The sequence below is a fragment of the Synechococcus sp. CB0205 genome, assembly GCF_000179255.1.
In the GTDB taxonomy this organism is placed as follows: domain Bacteria; phylum Cyanobacteriota; class Cyanobacteriia; order PCC-6307; family Cyanobiaceae; genus Vulcanococcus.
Window position 1 is genome coordinate 1 of the sequence record NZ_ADXM01000013.1, and the last position, 15,022, is coordinate 15,022.

Sequence of the window (15,022 nt, forward strand, 5' to 3'; positions counted from 1 at the left end):
AAGTCGCCCTGGGCTTCTGGGCCCCAGAGCAGAAGAAGAGAGTGGCCCATGGCATCAGCCGGGCTGCTCACCGCAGCGGTGAGGAAGTTGCAGCCCTCCAGATAGGAGCTGGCAATGCCGTGGGTGTACCAGGAGGTGACAAAGGTGGTGCCGGTCAGCCAGCCACCCAGTGCCAGATAGGCAGTGGGAAACAGGAGCAGACCCGACCACCCGACAAAAACGAAGCGGTCGCGCTTGAGCCAGTCATCGAGGACGTCGAACCATCCCCGCTGCGGCGCGCGCCCTACAGCGATCGTCATGAGAGCGGCTTCATGAAGCGTTACACGCGCACTGTACGGGTAACGCGCGGCTGGCGGCGAGCACTGGGGCAATTTCCAGCGCGACCAACGAACGAATGAGTAGATGTACTCAGGCAGGCAGCAGCCGGTGCGCCGGTTCGCCAGAGTGGGGCCTGCTTGAAACCCTGCTCCTGTGTTTGTAATTGAGCTCTCGTTGAAGCTGAGCCCGATGCCCGTCGCGGTCCAGCGCAAGGAGCAAAGCGCCGCGCAGGATCTCTACAAGCAGATCAAGCAGGCCATGGAGTCCGGTCAGCCCCTCCTGCTGGAGCTGACCTGCGAAAAAGAAGAGAGCAAGCGCATCAGCCTGCTGACCAGCGAGGTCGTGGCCGTTCAGACCTACGAAAAATCCAGCCTCGGTGGCGGCAGCAAGCGCCCTGGCTTCAGCTTCGATGGCTGAGGCAGGCGGAGGGCAGCCCGCTCTCCTGGCCGATCGACTGGGTTTCACCTGGCCGACCGGCCATCGCGCCCTCAACCACTGCAGCTTCTCCATTCCTCGCCCCGGCCTCTGGATGCTGGTGGGCGGCAATGGCTGCGGCAAAAGCACGCTGCTGCGCTTGATCGCCGGCCTGCTGGAGCCAAGCGAGGGCCAACTGCAGCGCCCCCTCAAGCCGGCCTTGGTGTTCCAAAACCCCGATCACCAGCTGCTGCTGCCCAGCTGCGGCAGCGATATCGAGCTCTCGCTCCCCAGCCATCTGCCGAGCAGCGAACGGCTGGAGCGCGTCACCCATGCCCTCCAGCAGGTGGGCCTTGGCGGCTTTCGCCAACGCCCCATCCACAGCCTCAGTGGGGGCCAGAAGCAACGCCTGGCGATCGCCGGAGCGCTGGCGAGCGATGCCCAGCTGCTGCTGCTCGACGAGCCCACCGCCCTACTCGACGAGACCAGCCAACAGGAAGTCATCAACCTGATCCATCAGCTCTGCCACCGCGCCGAGCAACCCATCACGGCCCTGTGGATCACCCACCGACTGGAGGAACTGAACTGGTGCGACGGTGCCGCGCTGATGGAACGGGGCAGCATCGGCCCCTGGCAAGCCGGCACAACCCTCCAGAACCAGCTCAGGCCCCTTGCGACGAGGAAGGGCTGAAAGGTATGTTCTTCGGGTCCCGACAGGGATCATTCCTCGGTAGCTCAGCGGTAGAGCGGTCGACTGTTAATCGATTGGTCGCAGGTTCGAATCCCGCCCGGGGAGTTTCTGAAAGCCCCAGCCCCATGGCTGGGGCTTTTTGCTGGTCATTGATCTCAAGCCAGCAATCGCTTCACAACAAACGACCCGGAATCGCAACCCGGAAGACGAAAGAAAAGCTGAAGATTCAAGCCCGGGCGATCCGAGGCGATTCGCCCAGATCCATCTCCAGCACTGAATCCAGCTGGCCGAGAGGCCAAAGCCAAGGCGAAGCAATGTTGTGCAGAAGCACAAAAAGCCGCGGAGAATACCGACGGTGAACTTCGGCCCTTCACTGCAACCGCGACCCCGTTTACCGAGGAGCCAGTCATGAAGCCCTGCATCCTGCTGATCGAAGACGACGGCGACATGCGCGAGCTTGTGGCCGGACACCTGGAGCACAGCGGCTTCGACGTGCAGCGGGCCGAGGACGGCATCAAAGGCCAAGCACTGGCCCTGCAATACACCCCCGATCTGGTCCTGCTGGATCTGATGCTGCCCAAGGTCGACGGGCTGACCCTCTGCCAGCGACTCCGGCGCGATGAGCGCACCTCCCGCATCCCGGTGCTGATGCTCACCGCCCTAGGGAGCACCAAAGACAAGGTCAGCGGCTTCAACTCCGGTGCAGACGACTACCTCGCGAAGCCGTTTGACCTCGAAGAGCTCCTGGTGCGGATCAAAGCGCTCCTGCGCCGCTCCGATCGCGCGCCGCTCTCGACCAAGCACAACGAAATCCTCAACTACGGCTGCCTGACACTCGTCCCCGAGCGCTTTGAGGCGATCTGGTTTGACGAGCCCGTGCGGCTGACGCACCTGGAGTTCGAACTGCTCCACTGCCTGCTGCAGCGCCATGGCCAGACCGTGGCCCCCTCACTGATTCTCAAAGAGGTCTGGGGCTACGAGCCCGACGACGACATCGAAACGATCCGCGTCCACGTGCGTCACCTGCGCACCAAGCTCGAGCCCGATCCCCGCAAACCTCGCTTCATCAAGACCGTCTACGGCGCGGGCTACTGCCTAGAGCTCCCCAGCGGAGACCATCAAGAGGAGCTGGCCCAACTGGTGCAGCAGGCCCGCGACAACCGGCGCACGGCTGCTTAAAGCGACAGCAACGCCACCTCCCAGGCCAAGCGCGGTTGCACGTAACTGCGCAGCTGCCCCCTGAGCTGCTCCAGGCGCTTCAGGGCGACTGAATCCTGGCGTTGACGCCAGAGACGCAGCTGCCACCAGTTCAACAACCAGAGCTGCTGCTCCACATCCAGAGCCTCACACAGGTCCCGGGCCAAGGAGAGGGCCACCAGCGGGGTCTGCGCTGCATCGCCGCCTGAAAAAGCGCTGCAACGCTCGGCCAAGCCCTCCGGCAAGGCCTGCCATTGGGCCCGTTGCTCCAGCAGGGCACCTGGGGAGCCGGCCGCGAGTTCCAGCAGCTCCGGCGGGTCACCGGCCTGGGCCATTCCCCCGTGGCCCAATTGCTGCAGCACCGCCTCCAGCAATTGGGGTTCAAGCCGCGCGAAGGAGATCGACTGGCAGCGGGAGCGAATCGTGCTGAGCAGCCGATCCGGAGAGGCCGTCAGCAGGATCAACATCCCGTCGCCGGGCTCCTCCAGGGTCTTCAGCAGGGCATTGGCCGCGCCCTCGGCCATCGCCTCCACGGTCTCCATCACCACCAGGCAACGGGGGGACTCCACCGGCCGGCGGGCCAAAAACTGCGACACGGCCCGGACCTGCTCCAGGCGCAACTGGGGGGGCGCCTTGCGGCTCACGCCGGCGGCCTCCGCCTGGGATGCCGGCACCAGCTGCCCCTTGTCGGAGTAGGTGGGCTCAACCCACAGCAAATCGGGATGGTTGCCGTCCTGCAGCCGACGCCTCACCGAGGGGGAGCCATCCAGCCCAGCGATCACTCCCTCCAGGAATCGCAATGCCGCCAGACGACGACCCACTCCGTCGGGACCGCAAAAGAGATAGGCCGGAGCCAGGCGCTGGTGCTGCAGTCCCGCAGTCAGTAGGGCCACCGCCTGGGGCTGCCCCAGCAGATCCTCAAACAGCTCAGCCATCGCTGGCGCAGGCGGCGTGGATGGCGGCCTGCAGGGCTGCGCTAACCGCCTCTGGCGATTGGCTGGCCTCAATGCGACACCAACCGTATTGCTGGGCCAAGGCCGTGAAGCCAGCACAGACGCGGGCCAGGAAGGCCTCGCCGCTGGCTTCGATGCGATCGGCCGGGCGATGGCCTCGGCGGCGCAGGGACTCCGCCAAGGGGATCTCCAGAAGGACCGTGAGATCGGGTTCCAGCCCGGCGGTCGCGATTCCAGCCAGCTGCTCAATCAACGCCAAAGAGAGGCCGCGGCCGTAGCCCTGATAGGCCGCCGTCGACCCCACAAAGCGATCGCTCAGCACCCAGTGGCCGGCCTCCAGAGCAGGAGCGATGCGCTGCTGAACGTGCTGGGCGCGATCGGCCGCATACAGGAGCAACTCCGCCGTGGACTCGGGGGCGGCGTCCCCAGGCGGATGCAGCAGCAGTTGGCGCAGGGCCTGGCCCAAGGCCGTTCCACCTGGCTCCCGGGTCACCAGCAACTGCGCCCCCTCGGGCATCAAGCCGCTGCTGGGCAACCACTGCTTCAGGGCTTCGATCTGGGTGGTCTTGCCACAGCCGTCGATGCCCTCCAGGACCAGAAAACGACCCCGCCTAGTCATGACGCCCCAACAACAGTGCGTTCACGACAACAGTGATTGAGCTCATCGCCATCAACAGAGCTGCCAGCGGTGGTGACAGCACGACGCCAAAGCCTGGCAGGAGCACCCCGGCGGCGATGGGCAACACCACCAGGTTGTAGCCAAAGGCCCAAATCAGGTTCTGCCGCACCTTGGCCATGGTCTGACGCGCGAGCCGTAGCGCCATCGGGATGGCCTCTAGGCGTTCGCCGAGCACCACCAAATCAGCGGTATCGATGGCGATCTGAGTTCCCGTTCCAACGGCAATACCCAGGTCCGCCGCGGCCAAGGCCGGTGCGTCATTAATGCCATCGCCCACCATCCCCACCGGTCCGCTCGAGGCCCCGCGCGCCTGATCGATCCGCTCCAGCTTCTGCTGCGGCAGCAGTTCCCAGGCCAACTCCTCTTGCGGCAAGCCCAACTGGCTGGCCAGGTGCCGCACAGGCGCCTGGCGGTCGCCGCTCAACAACCCCAACCGCAGTCCCATGGAGCGCAGCTGGGCCAGGGCCTCTGGAGCATCCCCACGCGGCTGGTCATCAATGGCGATCAGGCCCTGCAACTGGCTCGTGGCGACCGCCACGACCGTCGCGCCCTGCTCTTCCTGCGCGCTCCACCACTGCCGGTGCTCCTCGGCCATCTCCACTCCCTCCTGGAGCAACCAAGCCGGTCGTCCCACCCGAGCCAGGCCATGGCCCGTGACCTGGGCTTGCACGCCATTGCCAGCCAGGGTGCTGGCTTCACTCACCTCGAGCAGCGCGAGCTCCAGCTGCTGCGCCCGCTGCAACAGGGCATGGGCCAGAGGGTGACGGGTCTGTGCCTCCAGGCTGGCCGCCAGCTGAATCAGGGTCGATTCACTGCCGCCAGGGTCAGCCAGCATCACGGCCCGCACCGTGGGGCGACCAACCGTCAGGGTTCCCGTCTTGTCAAAGAAGAGCGTGCCCAGACGGGAGGCCGCCTCGATCACATCACCACCGCGAAACAGCACCCCGGAACGGGCGGCCCGGCCACTCCCCACGGTGATGGCCGTTGGCGTCGCCAGTCCCAAGGCGCAAGGGCAGGCCACCACCAGGACCGCGATGCTGAGCTGAAGTCCCAGGACAAACGGTGTTTCAGCCGCCAAGCCCAGGCTGCGGTGCCCGCCGTGCTGGTGGAGTGCCGGTGCAGCGCTCAAGACCTGGGGCCAGAGCTGGGCGCCAATCAACCACCAGAACAGAAACGTGCCCAGGGCCAACAGCATCACCACGACGCTGAAGCGCCCCGCCACCCGATCGGTGAGGGTTTGAATCGGCGCCTTGCGGGCCTGGGCGCTTTCCACCAAAGCAATGATTCGCGCCACGGCGCTCTCGCGGCCGGGGCGCAGCACCTCAAGCTCCAGGGTCGCCTGCAGATTCAAGGAACCGGCCGCGAGCTCCTGACCGACACCCGCCAGCAACGGCAGGGGTTCGCCGGTCAGGCTGGAGACATCCAAGCTCGACTGGCCCTCGAGCACGCGACTGTCCACCGGGACCCGATCCCCCGGCAGCAGCCGCAGGCGATCCCCAGGGCGCAGGGCGCCGACGCGCACCGGCTCGAGCCGCACCTGAGCGCCACTGCCCAAAACCAGCAGCGCCTGATCCGGTTGCAAACGGGCCAACTCCTGCAGCGCCCGTCCGGTGCGAAAGCGTGCCCGCTCCTCGAGGAAACGCCCCATCAAAACGAAGCCCAGCAGCATCACCGGCTCGTTGAAAAAGCACTGCCAGCCAACCGCCGGCCAGAGCAAGGCCACCAGGCTCGCGAGGTAGGCACTGCCCATCCCCAGACCCACCAGGGTGTCCATTCCCGGGGCACCGGCCCAGGCGGAACGCCAACCCTGAACCAAGATCGGGCGCCCCGGGAGCAGCAGAGCCGCGGTCGCCACCAACGCATGCAGGCGAATGTCCGCCAGGGGGGCAAGGGGCAGCTGACCGGCTTCCGCCAGGTGCCCGGAGACCGAGAACACGAGCAGCAGAAGCGCCACCATCAGCTGGCGCCAGCGCTGCCACCAACTGAACTGTTGCTGCCGCTGCGCCAGGCTCAAGGGGCGGTCCTCGTCATCGAGGCTCCGCAACGCGGCGGAGTAGCCCATCGCCGCCAGGGCCTCAATTAAGGGCTGGGCTGGTTCCTGGACGTCGGGGTCCAGTCCCACCCAGGCCGTCCGGTTGAGCAAATTCACGCTGGCCTGCCGCACTCCGGGTTGGGCCAGCAAGCGCTGTTCCACCGCGCGGACACAACCGCCGCACTTCATGCCCTCCACATCCAGCAAGAGCGGCGCCACCGGCTGGGCTGCTGGCTCGAGCTCTGGAGACACGAAGACACAGAGAGGAGCCCCAGGCTAGGGAGTTCTCACGGTTCTCCCCTGATCCGCAGGGCACAAGTCAGGATGGGGCGACGAAGCTCAGGTGCAAGCCGTGCCCCGCTCCCAGCGCAACGACAACTTCATCGACAAGAGCTTCACGGTGATGGCGGACCTGATCCTCAAGGTGCTGCCCACCAACCAACGGGCCAAAGAAGCGTTTGCGTACTACCGCGATGGCATGAGCGCCCAGGCGGACGGTGAATACGCCGAAGCGCTCGACAACTACGCCGAAGCGCTCAAGCTTGAGGAGGACCCCAACGACAAGGCCTTCATCCTCTACAACATGGCCCTGGTGTTTGCCAGCAATGGCGAGCACGAAAAGGCTCTCGAGCACTACGGCCAGGCCCTGGATCTCAACGGCAAGATGCCCCAGGCGCTGAACAACATGGCGGTGATTCACCACCACCTGGGCTCCATCGCCGAAGAGCAGGGCGAGAGGGATGAAGCCGATCGCCGCTTTGATCTGGCGGCGGACTTCTGGGGCAAAGCCATCCGCCTGGCGCCCAACAACTACATCGAAGCCCAGAACTGGCTCAAGACCAGCGGCCGCGGCAGCGTTGACGTCTACTTCTGAGTCGACGTTGGGGAATTAAGCCCTGTCATCGGCGGGGTTCACCCCCAGGGCCGCCACCAGGGCTTCAGCGACGCTCCCCGCCTCGTGAAGCTGCAGGTCCAAGCCGGCCGCCAGCCGGCCCAAGCCGGAGCCCTTGGGGACCACAGCCCGGTTAAAGCCCAAGCGAGCCGCCTCCTGCAGGCGCTGCTCCAGCTGCCCCACGGGACGCAACTGGCCGCCTAGACCCAGCTCGCCCACCAGGACCGTGCCCGGCGGCAGGGTCAGATCGCGGTAGCTCGCCACCACGGCGGCCGCCACGCCCAGATCAGCCGCGGGCTCCTCCACGTCCAAGCCCCCGGCCACGGCCAAGTAGCAGTCGAAGCGGGAGAGGGGGAGCCCCAGGTGCTTCTCCAGGACCGCCAGGATCTGGTGGAGCCGGTTGGTGCCGATGCCTGTGGCGGTGCGGCGGGGGCTGGCGTAACTGGTGGTGCTGACCAGGGACTGCAGTTCCACCACCAGTGGCCGGGTGCCCTCGCAGGCCACGATCGTCGCCGTTCCTGCGCTGGGTTCATCACTGCCCAAAAACAGCTCGCTGGGGTTGAGCACCTGGGCCAGGCCCTGGCCGCGCATCTCAAAGACCCCCAATTCATGGGTCGCGCCAAAGCGGTTTTTCACGGCCCGCAGCAAGCGATGGCTGGCGAAACGATCCCCTTCAAAGGTCAGGACCGCGTCCACCAGGTGCTCCAGCACCTTCGGCCCCGCCAACATGCCTTCTTTAGTGACATGGCCCACCAGCAACAGCGCCGTGTTCTGGCGCTTGGCGATCCGCGCTAGGGCGGCGGCACATTCCCGCACCTGGGCCACGGAGCCCGGGGCACTGCCCAGTTCGCCGTCGTGCAGGGCCTGGATGCTGTCGATCACCGCCACGGCCGGCCGCAGCGCCTCCAGCTCCTGCAGCACCAACTCCAGGTCTGTCTCCGCCAGGAGCTGCAGACCACCAGGCCCCTCCTGCGGGGGCGGGAGCTCCCCTTGCTCCTCCGCCAGCCGGCGCCAGCGGAGCTTTACCTGCTGGGCCGACTCCTCCGCACTCACATACAGAACGGAATGGCGGGCCGCCATCGCCTGGGCGCTCTGCAGCAGCAGCGTGCTCTTGCCGATGCCGGGGTCACCGCCCAACAGCACCAGGGAACCCGGCACCAACCCGCCACCGAGAACGCGGTCAAACTCGCTGTAGCCACTGGCCAGGCGCTGCAAGGGACGATCGCCAACGGCCGCGATGGGCTCGGAGCGGCGCGGCGCGGCGGGGATTGGAGCATCGGCCTCACTGGCCACCACCGGCCGGCGGCGACGGTTGTCGCTGGCGGGGGCGGACTGCTCCACCAGGCTGTTCCAGCTGCCGCAACTGGAGCAGCGGCCAAAAAACTGCCGGGTCTGGGCTCCGCAGCTCTGGCAGACGTAGGTGCTGGTGGTGCGTGCCAAAGGGCTGAATCGGGCAGAGGGATGAAGACGGTGTATGACGAATGTGGGGTTTCGTCGATCACGAACCCCGCCAGACCTCTTCAGTAGGTCTAATCACTTAGTAATGGCCACCCAGACTGGCGCAATGACGGCCTCCTCCGCTCCAGCCAAGGAAACGATTCTGGTCGTGGATGACGAGCCGAGCATCCGCCGCATCCTGGAAACACGCCTCTCGATGATTGGCTACCAGGTGGTCACCGCCTGCGACGGCCAAGAGGCACTGGAGGCCTTCCGCAACACCAACCCGGACCTAGTGGTGCTGGACGTGATGATGCCCAAGCTGGACGGCTACGGCGTCTGCCAGGAACTGCGCAAGGAATCCGACGTTCCGATCGTGATGTTGACGGCCCTCGGGGACGTGGCCGACCGCATCACCGGCCTCGAGCTCGGTGCCGACGACTACGTCGTCAAACCCTTCAGCCCCAAGGAGCTCGAAGCCCGCATCCGCTGCGTGCTGCGCCGAATCGGCAAGGAGGGGGCTGCCGGGATCCCCAATTCAGGCGTCATCCAGATCAACGAAATCCGGATTGACACCAATAAGCGTCAGGTGTTCCGCGGCGATGAGCGCATTCGCCTGACCGGCATGGAATTCAGCCTGCTGGAGCTGCTGGTGGGCCGCAGCGGCGAACCCTTCAGCCGCGGCGAAATCCTCAAGGAGGTCTGGGGCTATACCCCCGAGCGCCATGTCGATACCCGGGTGGTGGATGTTCATATCTCCCGGCTGCGCTCCAAACTGGAAGACGATCCGGCTAACCCCGAGCTGATCCTCACGGCTCGCGGCACCGGCTATCTGTTCCAACGCATCGTTGAAGCCGTTGCCCCAGAATCCAACTGACGCGACGGGCCAAGGCGCCTCAAACCGCCGAAACCGCCCGAAAGCCATACGGCGGCTGGTGATTTGGTATCGCCGCAATGCGGCCGTCACCAGCTTGGTGGGTTCAGCCTCCGCAGCCGGCACGGCAGCGGGCTCGATGGCGGGCTCCGTCGTCACCACGGCGGGAACGGCGGCTGGAGCGGCCGGTGCAGCCGCCAATACGGTGCTGCAGCCCCTGGTCTTTGACCCCCTCCGGCGCCTGCAGCAAGGCGTGGGTGGTGTGGATGGCGAAGCCATCAACGATGCCGATCGGCTCTGGGTAGCCGTCGATGGCATGGGCGGCGACTACGCCCCCGGTCCGATTCTCGAAGGCTGCCTGCGGGCTGTCCGCCTGCTGCCCGTACGGGTGAAGTTCGTGGCTGAAACCGCCGCTGTGGAGGCGGCCGTTGCCGAACTCGAGCTGGGCGAGGAACTGAGCGAAGCGCAACAAAAGGGCCTGCTTGAACTGGTGCCCAGTGGCCCTTCGGTGGGCATGAACGAAGAAGCCACGGTGGTGCGCAAGAAGCGTGACGCCAGCATCAACATGGCCATGGATCTAGTGAAGGCTGGAGAGGCCACGGCCGTCTACTCCGCCGGCAACTCCGGGGCGGTGATGGCCTCAGCCATCTTCCGGCTGGGACGGCTCAAGGGCATCGATCGCCCCGCCATTGGCGCCCTCTTCCCCACCAAAGATCCCGCTCAGCAGGTGCTGGTGCTCGATGTCGGCGCCAACATGGACGCCAAGCCCAGCTACCTGCACCAGTGGGCTCTCCTGGGGAACATCTACAGCCGCGATGTCCTGCAGGTCCAAGAGCCCCGCATCGGCCTGCTGAACATCGGCGAGGAGGAGTGCAAGGGCAACGACCAGGCCCTCAAGACCTATCCCCTAATGACGGCTGAAACCCGCTTCCGCTTTGCCGGTAACTGCGAGGGCCGCGACGTCCTCTCCGGTGACTTTGATGTGGTCGTCTGCGACGGCTTCACCGGCAACGTGCTGCTGAAGTTCCTGGAGAGCGTGGGCAGTGTTCTGTTGGATGTGCTCAAGGCCGAACTCCCCCGCGGCCGCCGCGGCAAGGTCGGCTCCGCCTTCTTGATGAGCAACCTGCGGCGGATCAAGAAACGCCTCGACCATGCTGAACACGGCGGCGCACTGCTCCTCGGGGTCAATGGGGTCTGCGTCATCGGCCACGGCAGCAGCAAAGCGCTCTCGGTGGTCAGCGCCCTGCGCATCGCCCATTCCGCTGCAAACCACGGCGTGATGGACGACCTGCACCGCCTCAGCGAAGCCGAAAACGAAACCATTGCCTGTGGTTGACTGACCCCCACCGTCTCGGGCCAGGCCATATGACCAGCGCTGCCAAAGCCGGGACCCCCTGGGGCATGGCCCTGGTGGGGTGCGGCAGTGCTGTGCCAGTGAACCGGGTTAGCAACGAACAACTCAGCACCCGAGTCGACACCAGCGACGAGTGGATCCGCACCCGCACGGGCATCGGTGCCCGGCGCATCTGCAATGCCGATGAACCCCTGACCGTCATTGCGACGCGCGCAGCTGAGGCCGCCCTGGAGCATGCCGGTTGGCAACCGGAGGAGCTGGACCTGATCCTGATGGCCACCTCCAGCCCCGACGATCTCTTTGGCACAGCCCCCCGAGTGCAAGGTGCCCTCGGCGCCAAAAACGCGGTGGCCTTTGACCTCACCGCCGCCTGCAGTGGCTTCCTCTTTGCCCTTATCACGGCCGGCCAATACCTGCGCAGCGGTGCCATGCGCCGGGCCCTGGTGATCGGCGCCGATCAGCTCAGCCGCTGGGTGGACTGGGACGACCGCACCACCTGCGTGCTCTTCGGTGATGCCGCCGCTGCCGTGGCCGTCGAAGCCTGCCCCGCCGACCAGGACGGCCTGCTGGGCTTCCAGATGCGCTCCGATGGCAGTCGCAATGGCTGCCTGACCCTCGCTCAGACCGACAGCCACCACCCGGTTCTCGACGGGGTCAGTGCCCAGCAGGGTGGCTTTGAGCCCCTGCGGATGAACGGCCAGGAGGTCTACAAGTTCGCCGTGCGCGAAGTCCCCGCCGTCCTGAAGGAGCTACTGGAGGACACCGGAACCAAAGCGGAGGAACTCAACTGGCTGCTGCTGCACCAGGCCAACCAGCGCATCCTCGATGCGGTGGCCGATCGCTTCAAAATTCCCCACGAGCGGGTGCTCAGCAACCTGAGCGACTACGGCAACACCTCTGCCGCCACCATTCCCCTGATGCTCGACGAGGCGGTCAAGGATGGCCGCGTTCAACCCGGTGACCTGATCGCCAGCAGTGGCTTTGGCGCTGGACTGAGCTGGGGCGGAGCCCTGTTGCGCTGGAAGGGCCCCGCGTAGGCTCCCCCGGTCACTTCAATGCGCGGCCATGGGTAACGCCTGGGTTTTCCCTGGACAGGGCTCTCAGAAGGTGGGCATGGCCGCGGGGGTCCTGGAACTCCCCGGAGCCAAGGAGCGTTTTGAGGCCGCATCCACCCTGCTGGGCCGCGACCTACTGGCGATCTGCAACGGCGAAGCCGAGGGCGAGCTCAGCGATCTAGGCGACACCCGCAACACCCAGCCCGCCCTGTTTGTGGTGGAAAGCCTGCTGGTGGATGGCCTGAAGGCCCAGGGCCGCAGCGCCAACCTGGTGGCTGGCCACAGCCTCGGCGAACTGGTGGCCCTCTATGCAGCCGGCGTGTTCGATGCCGCAACGGGTATCCAGCTGATGAAGACCCGCAGCGAGCTGATGGCCGCCGCCGGCGGCGGCGCGATGACCGCCGTCATGGGCTTTGACCGCGGCGAACTCGAAGCCCTGGTCAATGCCACCGAAGGCGTGGTGATTGCCAACGACAACAGCAGTGCCCAGGTGGTCCTCTCGGGCAGCCCTGAGGCCGTCAACAGCGTCAGCAGCCAGCTGAAGTGCAAGCGGGCGATTCCCCTCGCGGTCAGTGGCGCCTTCCACTCCCCCTTCATGGAGCAGGCCGCCTCGGCTTTCGCCGCCACCCTGGAGGAGGTCAGCTTCGCCGATGCCTCGATCCCGGTCCTGAGCAACACCGACCCCACCCCTGAGACCAGCGGTGCGGCGCTCAAGGCACGCCTGCGCAGCCAGATGACCACAGGGGTGCGCTGGCGCGAAACGATGGAGGCCATGACCGCCGCCGGCATCAGCACTGCCGTTGAAATCGGACCTGGAAACGTCCTCAGCGGCCTGATCAAACGCAGCACCGAAGGCATCATCAACGCGCAGATCGCCACCGCCGCCGACCTGGGGCTGTGAACCGCCCCGTCAAGGCGGTCAAACGCGTCCTCCGCCGCCGCAAACCCGCCGAACCACCGGCCCTGATTCGCACCCCGCGGCCGAGCCTCACCTACCGCCTGGTGAGCTATCTGCTGGTGTTCCCGATCTACCGGCTGCTCTTCCGCGGGCGCACCGCCGGCAACGCCCATGTGCCGATGGAAGGCGCCCTGGTGGTGGTGGCCAACCACGGCTCACACCTCGATCCGCCCCTGCTCGGACATGCCCTGGGGCGACCCGTGGCCTTCATGGCCAAGGCGGAACTGTTCAAGATTCCACTGCTGGGACCGATTATCCGCGCCTGCGGGGCCTATCCGGTCTCCCGCGGCGCCAGCGACCGCGAAGCCATCCGCACCGCCACCGATCGCCTCGATCAGGGCTGGGCCACCGGCGTTTTTATTGATGGCACCCGCCAGGCCGACGGCCGGGTGAACAACCCCCAGCCCGGTGCGGCCCTACTGGCCGCCCGCGCCGGCGTCCCCCTGCTGCCCGTCGCGATCATCAACAGTCACCGCGCCCTGGGCACCGGCTCGCGCACGGCGCGCCTGCTACCCGTCCACATCCGCATTGGCACGCCGATCCCGCCGCCGGCCAGCCGTAAGCGGGCGGATCTCGATCAAGCGACAGCCGCCTGCCAGGCCCAGATCAATGCCCTGCTGGATCAAGGCCTGATCAGCGACCCCGCACTTCCTCCAGCAGCGGACCAAAACGCTCTGCCGCCCAGTCCCTAAGGTCCCGGCCACTGACCACCCAGAGGGCCGCCCTGAGCCCATCACCCCAGACCTTGCGCCAGTCCTCGGGGACACAGCGCTCACCGCAGGGCACGGCCAACGGCGTCAGCCCGATCCCGCGGCTCCCCGCCACAACGCGTCCCACCATCAGGGCCCGGTCCATGTGATCACTGCTGGTCACCAGGACCACATGGCGGATCTTGGAGCGCTTGAGGTCATCCACCACAGAGGTGAAGTTGCTCAGGGTGTCGGTGGCCCGGTAATCCAGCAGGACTCGCGTGTCATCGAGGCCGCGACCGCGGAATAACCAGTGGGCGTACTCCGGGTTGCTGCCGCCGCTGACCATCACCGGCAGGCCATCGCGCTTGGCGACCTCGGCCCCAACCCGCTCCCGCTCCACATCGCCGCCGAGCACCAGCACCAACTGGGGTGGGGGCAGCGCCGGGAAGACCAGTCCTCGGCTACTCCAAGCAACCGCGCACAAGGCCGCCAGCAGCAACAGGCGCCGAGCCCTGCCGCGGCGACGGGGGCGACGGCGCCTCCTGCGGGGCCGGGATTCGGTCTGACGCTGGGCCTGGGTCATCCGCCCTCCACCGGGCTGGTGGGATAGAGCGGCAGCACCGTGCTCCAGGGCCCGGGCATTGCCGCTGCATGGGCCAGCCGCCCCAGGGTCAGCAGCTGCAGCACATCGGCCTCCGCCTCAACGTGGGCCTCGACGCCGCCCGGCCCGGCCTCATCGGGCTTAAACAGACGCGGTTCCACGCATTCGTCGATCCCCCCCAAGGCTGAGGCATCCAAGCGGTAGGCCCCCGCCACAATCCCCCGGCGCGGCAGGGTTTGCTGCAACCAGAACTGGGGCTGATCCGGCTGCAAGGCCCCGGACGCCGCCAGGCGACGTGCGATCAGCAAAAAGCTGCTGAAACCGTGCAGGGGAATCTGCAGCTGCTGGGCCAAGGTGCGCGCCAGGACCACAGTGAGGCGTGTTCCGGTAAAGCCTCCGGGACCGGTAGCGACCACAATCCGAGCCAACTGAGGCCAACGCTCGGCGGGCAGCAGCTCCTCCACGCAGGGGAGCAAGGCATTGGAGAGCTGACGCCCCAAAGGGAAGCTGGCGCATTGGGGAGGCGCGCCCTCCTGCTGGAGATCGCAGAGACCGACCCCCAGGGTTTCGCTTGAGCTGTGCAACGCCAGCAGCAAGGAGGGTTCGCTCATGTGGGCAGTAACTCCCCAGGACAGAGCCGCTGCCAGCGGCCCCGCTCGAGCTCAAAACTGCCGCAAGCGCGCACGTCCCACTCAACGCCCACGTCCGTGGAGCCCAGCTCCCTGACCTGAACGTGAATCTTGGGTTCGCTGGGGATGAACTGCGGCGCTGCGCAGAGATGGGCAGCGCCGTGCTGACGCTCCACTGCGTGGTAGGCCTGGCACTGGTCGACCCAGCGGCAGTCCACGCAGATGCACATCTCCAGCGTCAGCGCA

At 66.5% G+C, this 15,022-nt stretch carries 16 protein-coding genes, 1 tRNA gene and 1 pseudogene; 10 read left to right on the forward strand and 8 right to left on the reverse strand.

Features of this window, described 5'->3' with window-relative positions:
- A pseudogene (locus CB0205_RS14080) lies at nucleotides 1-299 on the reverse strand (photosystem II D2 protein (photosystem q(a) protein)); the annotation flags it as partial.
- Nucleotides 300-507: 208 nt separating this feature from the next.
- Between CB0205_RS14080 and CB0205_RS0100995 the strand changes: the two are divergent.
- The 4 genes from CB0205_RS0100995 to CB0205_RS0101010 all read left to right on the forward strand — a co-directional run bounded on the left by CB0205_RS0100995 (nucleotide 508) and on the right by CB0205_RS0101010 (nucleotide 2,602).
- Nucleotides 508-735 carry a hypothetical protein gene (locus CB0205_RS0100995; RefSeq protein WP_232197208.1) on the forward strand — a complete coding sequence of 76 codons (228 nt, stop codon included), beginning with the start codon at nucleotides 508-510 and terminating at the stop codon, nucleotides 733-735.
- Entirely contained in the window at nucleotides 728-1,423 is a 696-nt protein-coding gene (locus tag CB0205_RS0101000; protein WP_010313289.1) for an ABC transporter ATP-binding protein, read from the forward strand. Before CB0205_RS0100995 ends, CB0205_RS0101000 begins: the two co-directional genes overlap by 8 nt.
- A gap of 33 nt (nucleotides 1,424-1,456) precedes the next feature.
- A tRNA-Asn gene (locus CB0205_RS0101005) sits at nucleotides 1,457-1,528 on the forward strand.
- 303 nt (nucleotides 1,529-1,831) lie between these two features.
- Entirely contained in the window at nucleotides 1,832-2,602 is a 771-nt protein-coding gene (locus CB0205_RS0101010) for a response regulator transcription factor (RefSeq protein ID WP_010313292.1), read from the forward strand.
- Here CB0205_RS0101010 and CB0205_RS0101015 read toward each other — a convergent pair.
- From CB0205_RS0101015 to CB0205_RS0101025, 3 genes are read right to left on the reverse strand one after another with little or no spacing between them, the layout of a single operon-like run.
- Nucleotides 2,599-3,555, reverse strand: a complete 957-nt coding sequence (locus tag CB0205_RS0101015; protein ID WP_010313294.1) for a DNA polymerase III subunit delta' — start codon at nucleotides 3,553-3,555, stop codon at nucleotides 2,599-2,601. The two genes, CB0205_RS0101010 and CB0205_RS0101015, sit on opposite strands and share 4 nt — an antisense overlap.
- Nucleotides 3,548-4,192: a dTMP kinase gene (gene tmk, locus CB0205_RS0101020; protein ID WP_010313296.1), complete on the reverse strand. Its 645-nt coding sequence runs from the start codon at nucleotides 4,190-4,192 to the stop codon at nucleotides 3,548-3,550. The genes CB0205_RS0101015 and tmk overlap by 8 nt, the downstream gene beginning before the upstream one ends.
- Entirely contained in the window at nucleotides 4,185-6,536 is a 2,352-nt protein-coding gene (locus tag CB0205_RS0101025) for a cation-translocating P-type ATPase (RefSeq protein WP_255344639.1), read from the reverse strand. Before CB0205_RS0101025 ends, tmk begins: the two co-directional genes overlap by 8 nt.
- Before the next feature lie 100 nt (nucleotides 6,537-6,636).
- Between CB0205_RS0101025 and CB0205_RS0101030 the strand changes: the two genes are divergently transcribed.
- Nucleotides 6,637-7,158 (forward strand): photosystem I assembly protein Ycf3, encoded by a 522-nt coding sequence (locus CB0205_RS0101030; protein WP_010313302.1) that lies wholly within the window; start codon nucleotides 6,637-6,639, stop codon nucleotides 7,156-7,158.
- A 15-nt stretch (nucleotides 7,159-7,173) separates the two neighbouring features.
- Here CB0205_RS0101030 and radA read toward each other — a convergent pair whose 3' ends face one another.
- The gene (gene radA, locus CB0205_RS0101035; protein ID WP_010313304.1) at nucleotides 7,174-8,616 is read right to left on the reverse strand and encodes a DNA repair protein RadA; all 1,443 of its coding nucleotides are present in this window, start codon (nucleotides 8,614-8,616) and stop codon (nucleotides 7,174-7,176) included.
- Between the two features lie 124 nt (nucleotides 8,617-8,740).
- Here radA and rpaB point away from each other — a divergent pair, with 124 nt between their 5' ends.
- Genes rpaB through CB0205_RS0101060 form a run of 5 tightly spaced genes read left to right on the forward strand, consistent with a single transcriptional unit; the run spans nucleotide 8,741 to nucleotide 13,546 of the window.
- Entirely contained in the window at nucleotides 8,741-9,490 is a 750-nt protein-coding gene (gene rpaB / locus CB0205_RS0101040) for a response regulator transcription factor RpaB (protein ID WP_010313305.1), read from the forward strand.
- Complete coding sequence (plsX, locus tag CB0205_RS0101045; protein ID WP_029626012.1) at nucleotides 9,471-10,823, forward strand: phosphate acyltransferase PlsX; 1,353 nt, start codon at nucleotides 9,471-9,473, stop codon at nucleotides 10,821-10,823. Before rpaB ends, plsX begins: the two co-directional genes overlap by 20 nt.
- A 29-nt stretch (nucleotides 10,824-10,852) precedes the next feature.
- The gene (locus CB0205_RS0101050) at nucleotides 10,853-11,878 is read left to right on the forward strand and encodes a beta-ketoacyl-ACP synthase 3 (RefSeq protein WP_010313310.1); all 1,026 of its coding nucleotides are present in this window, start codon (nucleotides 10,853-10,855) and stop codon (nucleotides 11,876-11,878) included.
- Between the two features lie 28 nt (nucleotides 11,879-11,906).
- Complete coding sequence (fabD, locus tag CB0205_RS0101055; RefSeq protein ID WP_010313313.1) at nucleotides 11,907-12,797, forward strand: ACP S-malonyltransferase; 891 nt, start codon at nucleotides 11,907-11,909, stop codon at nucleotides 12,795-12,797.
- Nucleotides 12,794-13,546 carry a 1-acyl-sn-glycerol-3-phosphate acyltransferase gene (locus tag CB0205_RS0101060; protein WP_010313314.1) on the forward strand — a complete coding sequence of 251 codons (753 nt, stop codon included), beginning with the start codon at nucleotides 12,794-12,796 and terminating at the stop codon, nucleotides 13,544-13,546. The genes fabD and CB0205_RS0101060 overlap by 4 nt, the downstream gene beginning before the upstream one ends.
- Here CB0205_RS0101060 and CB0205_RS0101065 read toward each other — a convergent pair.
- The 3 genes from CB0205_RS0101065 to CB0205_RS0101075 are packed head-to-tail and all read right to left on the reverse strand — an operon-like array spanning nucleotide 13,488 to nucleotide 15,006.
- Nucleotides 13,488-14,129, reverse strand: a complete 642-nt coding sequence (locus CB0205_RS0101065) for a YdcF family protein (protein WP_010313315.1) — start codon at nucleotides 14,127-14,129, stop codon at nucleotides 13,488-13,490. The genes CB0205_RS0101060 and CB0205_RS0101065 overlap by 59 nt on opposite strands.
- The gene (gene tsaB, locus CB0205_RS0101070; RefSeq protein ID WP_010313317.1) at nucleotides 14,126-14,758 is read right to left on the reverse strand and encodes a tRNA (adenosine(37)-N6)-threonylcarbamoyltransferase complex dimerization subunit type 1 TsaB; all 633 of its coding nucleotides are present in this window, start codon (nucleotides 14,756-14,758) and stop codon (nucleotides 14,126-14,128) included. The genes CB0205_RS0101065 and tsaB overlap by 4 nt, the downstream gene beginning before the upstream one ends.
- Nucleotides 14,755-15,006, reverse strand: coding sequence for a Ycf34 family protein (locus CB0205_RS0101075; RefSeq protein ID WP_029626020.1), 252 nt, complete (start codon nucleotides 15,004-15,006; stop codon nucleotides 14,755-14,757). The genes tsaB and CB0205_RS0101075 overlap by 4 nt, the downstream gene beginning before the upstream one ends.
- Nucleotides 15,007-15,022 lie beyond the last annotated feature (16 nt).

What these genes read in the sequence shown, in the direction of transcription:
- CB0205_RS0101000 (WP_010313289.1), top strand. Translation starts at nt 728, where the DNA reads ATGGCTGAGGCAGGCGGAGGGCAGCCCGCTCTCCTGGCCGATCGACTG.
- CB0205_RS0101075 (WP_029626020.1), bottom strand. Translation starts at nt 15,006, where the DNA reads ATGTGCATCTGCGTGGACTGCCGCTGGGTCGACCAGTGCCAGGCCTAC.
- rpaB (WP_010313305.1), top strand. Translation starts at nt 8,741, where the DNA reads ATGACGGCCTCCTCCGCTCCAGCCAAGGAAACGATTCTGGTCGTGGAT.
- tsaB (WP_010313317.1), bottom strand. Translation starts at nt 14,758, where the DNA reads ATGAGCGAACCCTCCTTGCTGCTGGCGTTGCACAGCTCAAGCGAAACC.
- CB0205_RS0101065 (WP_010313315.1), bottom strand. Translation starts at nt 14,129, where the DNA reads ATGACCCAGGCCCAGCGTCAGACCGAATCCCGGCCCCGCAGGAGGCGC.
- CB0205_RS0101010 (WP_010313292.1), top strand. Translation starts at nt 1,832, where the DNA reads ATGAAGCCCTGCATCCTGCTGATCGAAGACGACGGCGACATGCGCGAG.
- CB0205_RS0101050 (WP_010313310.1), top strand. Translation starts at nt 10,853, where the DNA reads ATGACCAGCGCTGCCAAAGCCGGGACCCCCTGGGGCATGGCCCTGGTG.
- tmk (WP_010313296.1), bottom strand. Translation starts at nt 4,192, where the DNA reads ATGACTAGGCGGGGTCGTTTTCTGGTCCTGGAGGGCATCGACGGCTGT.
- CB0205_RS0100995 (WP_232197208.1), top strand. Translation starts at nt 508, where the DNA reads ATGCCCGTCGCGGTCCAGCGCAAGGAGCAAAGCGCCGCGCAGGATCTC.
- fabD (WP_010313313.1), top strand. Translation starts at nt 11,907, where the DNA reads ATGGGTAACGCCTGGGTTTTCCCTGGACAGGGCTCTCAGAAGGTGGGC.
- CB0205_RS0101015 (WP_010313294.1), bottom strand. Translation starts at nt 3,555, where the DNA reads ATGGCTGAGCTGTTTGAGGATCTGCTGGGGCAGCCCCAGGCGGTGGCC.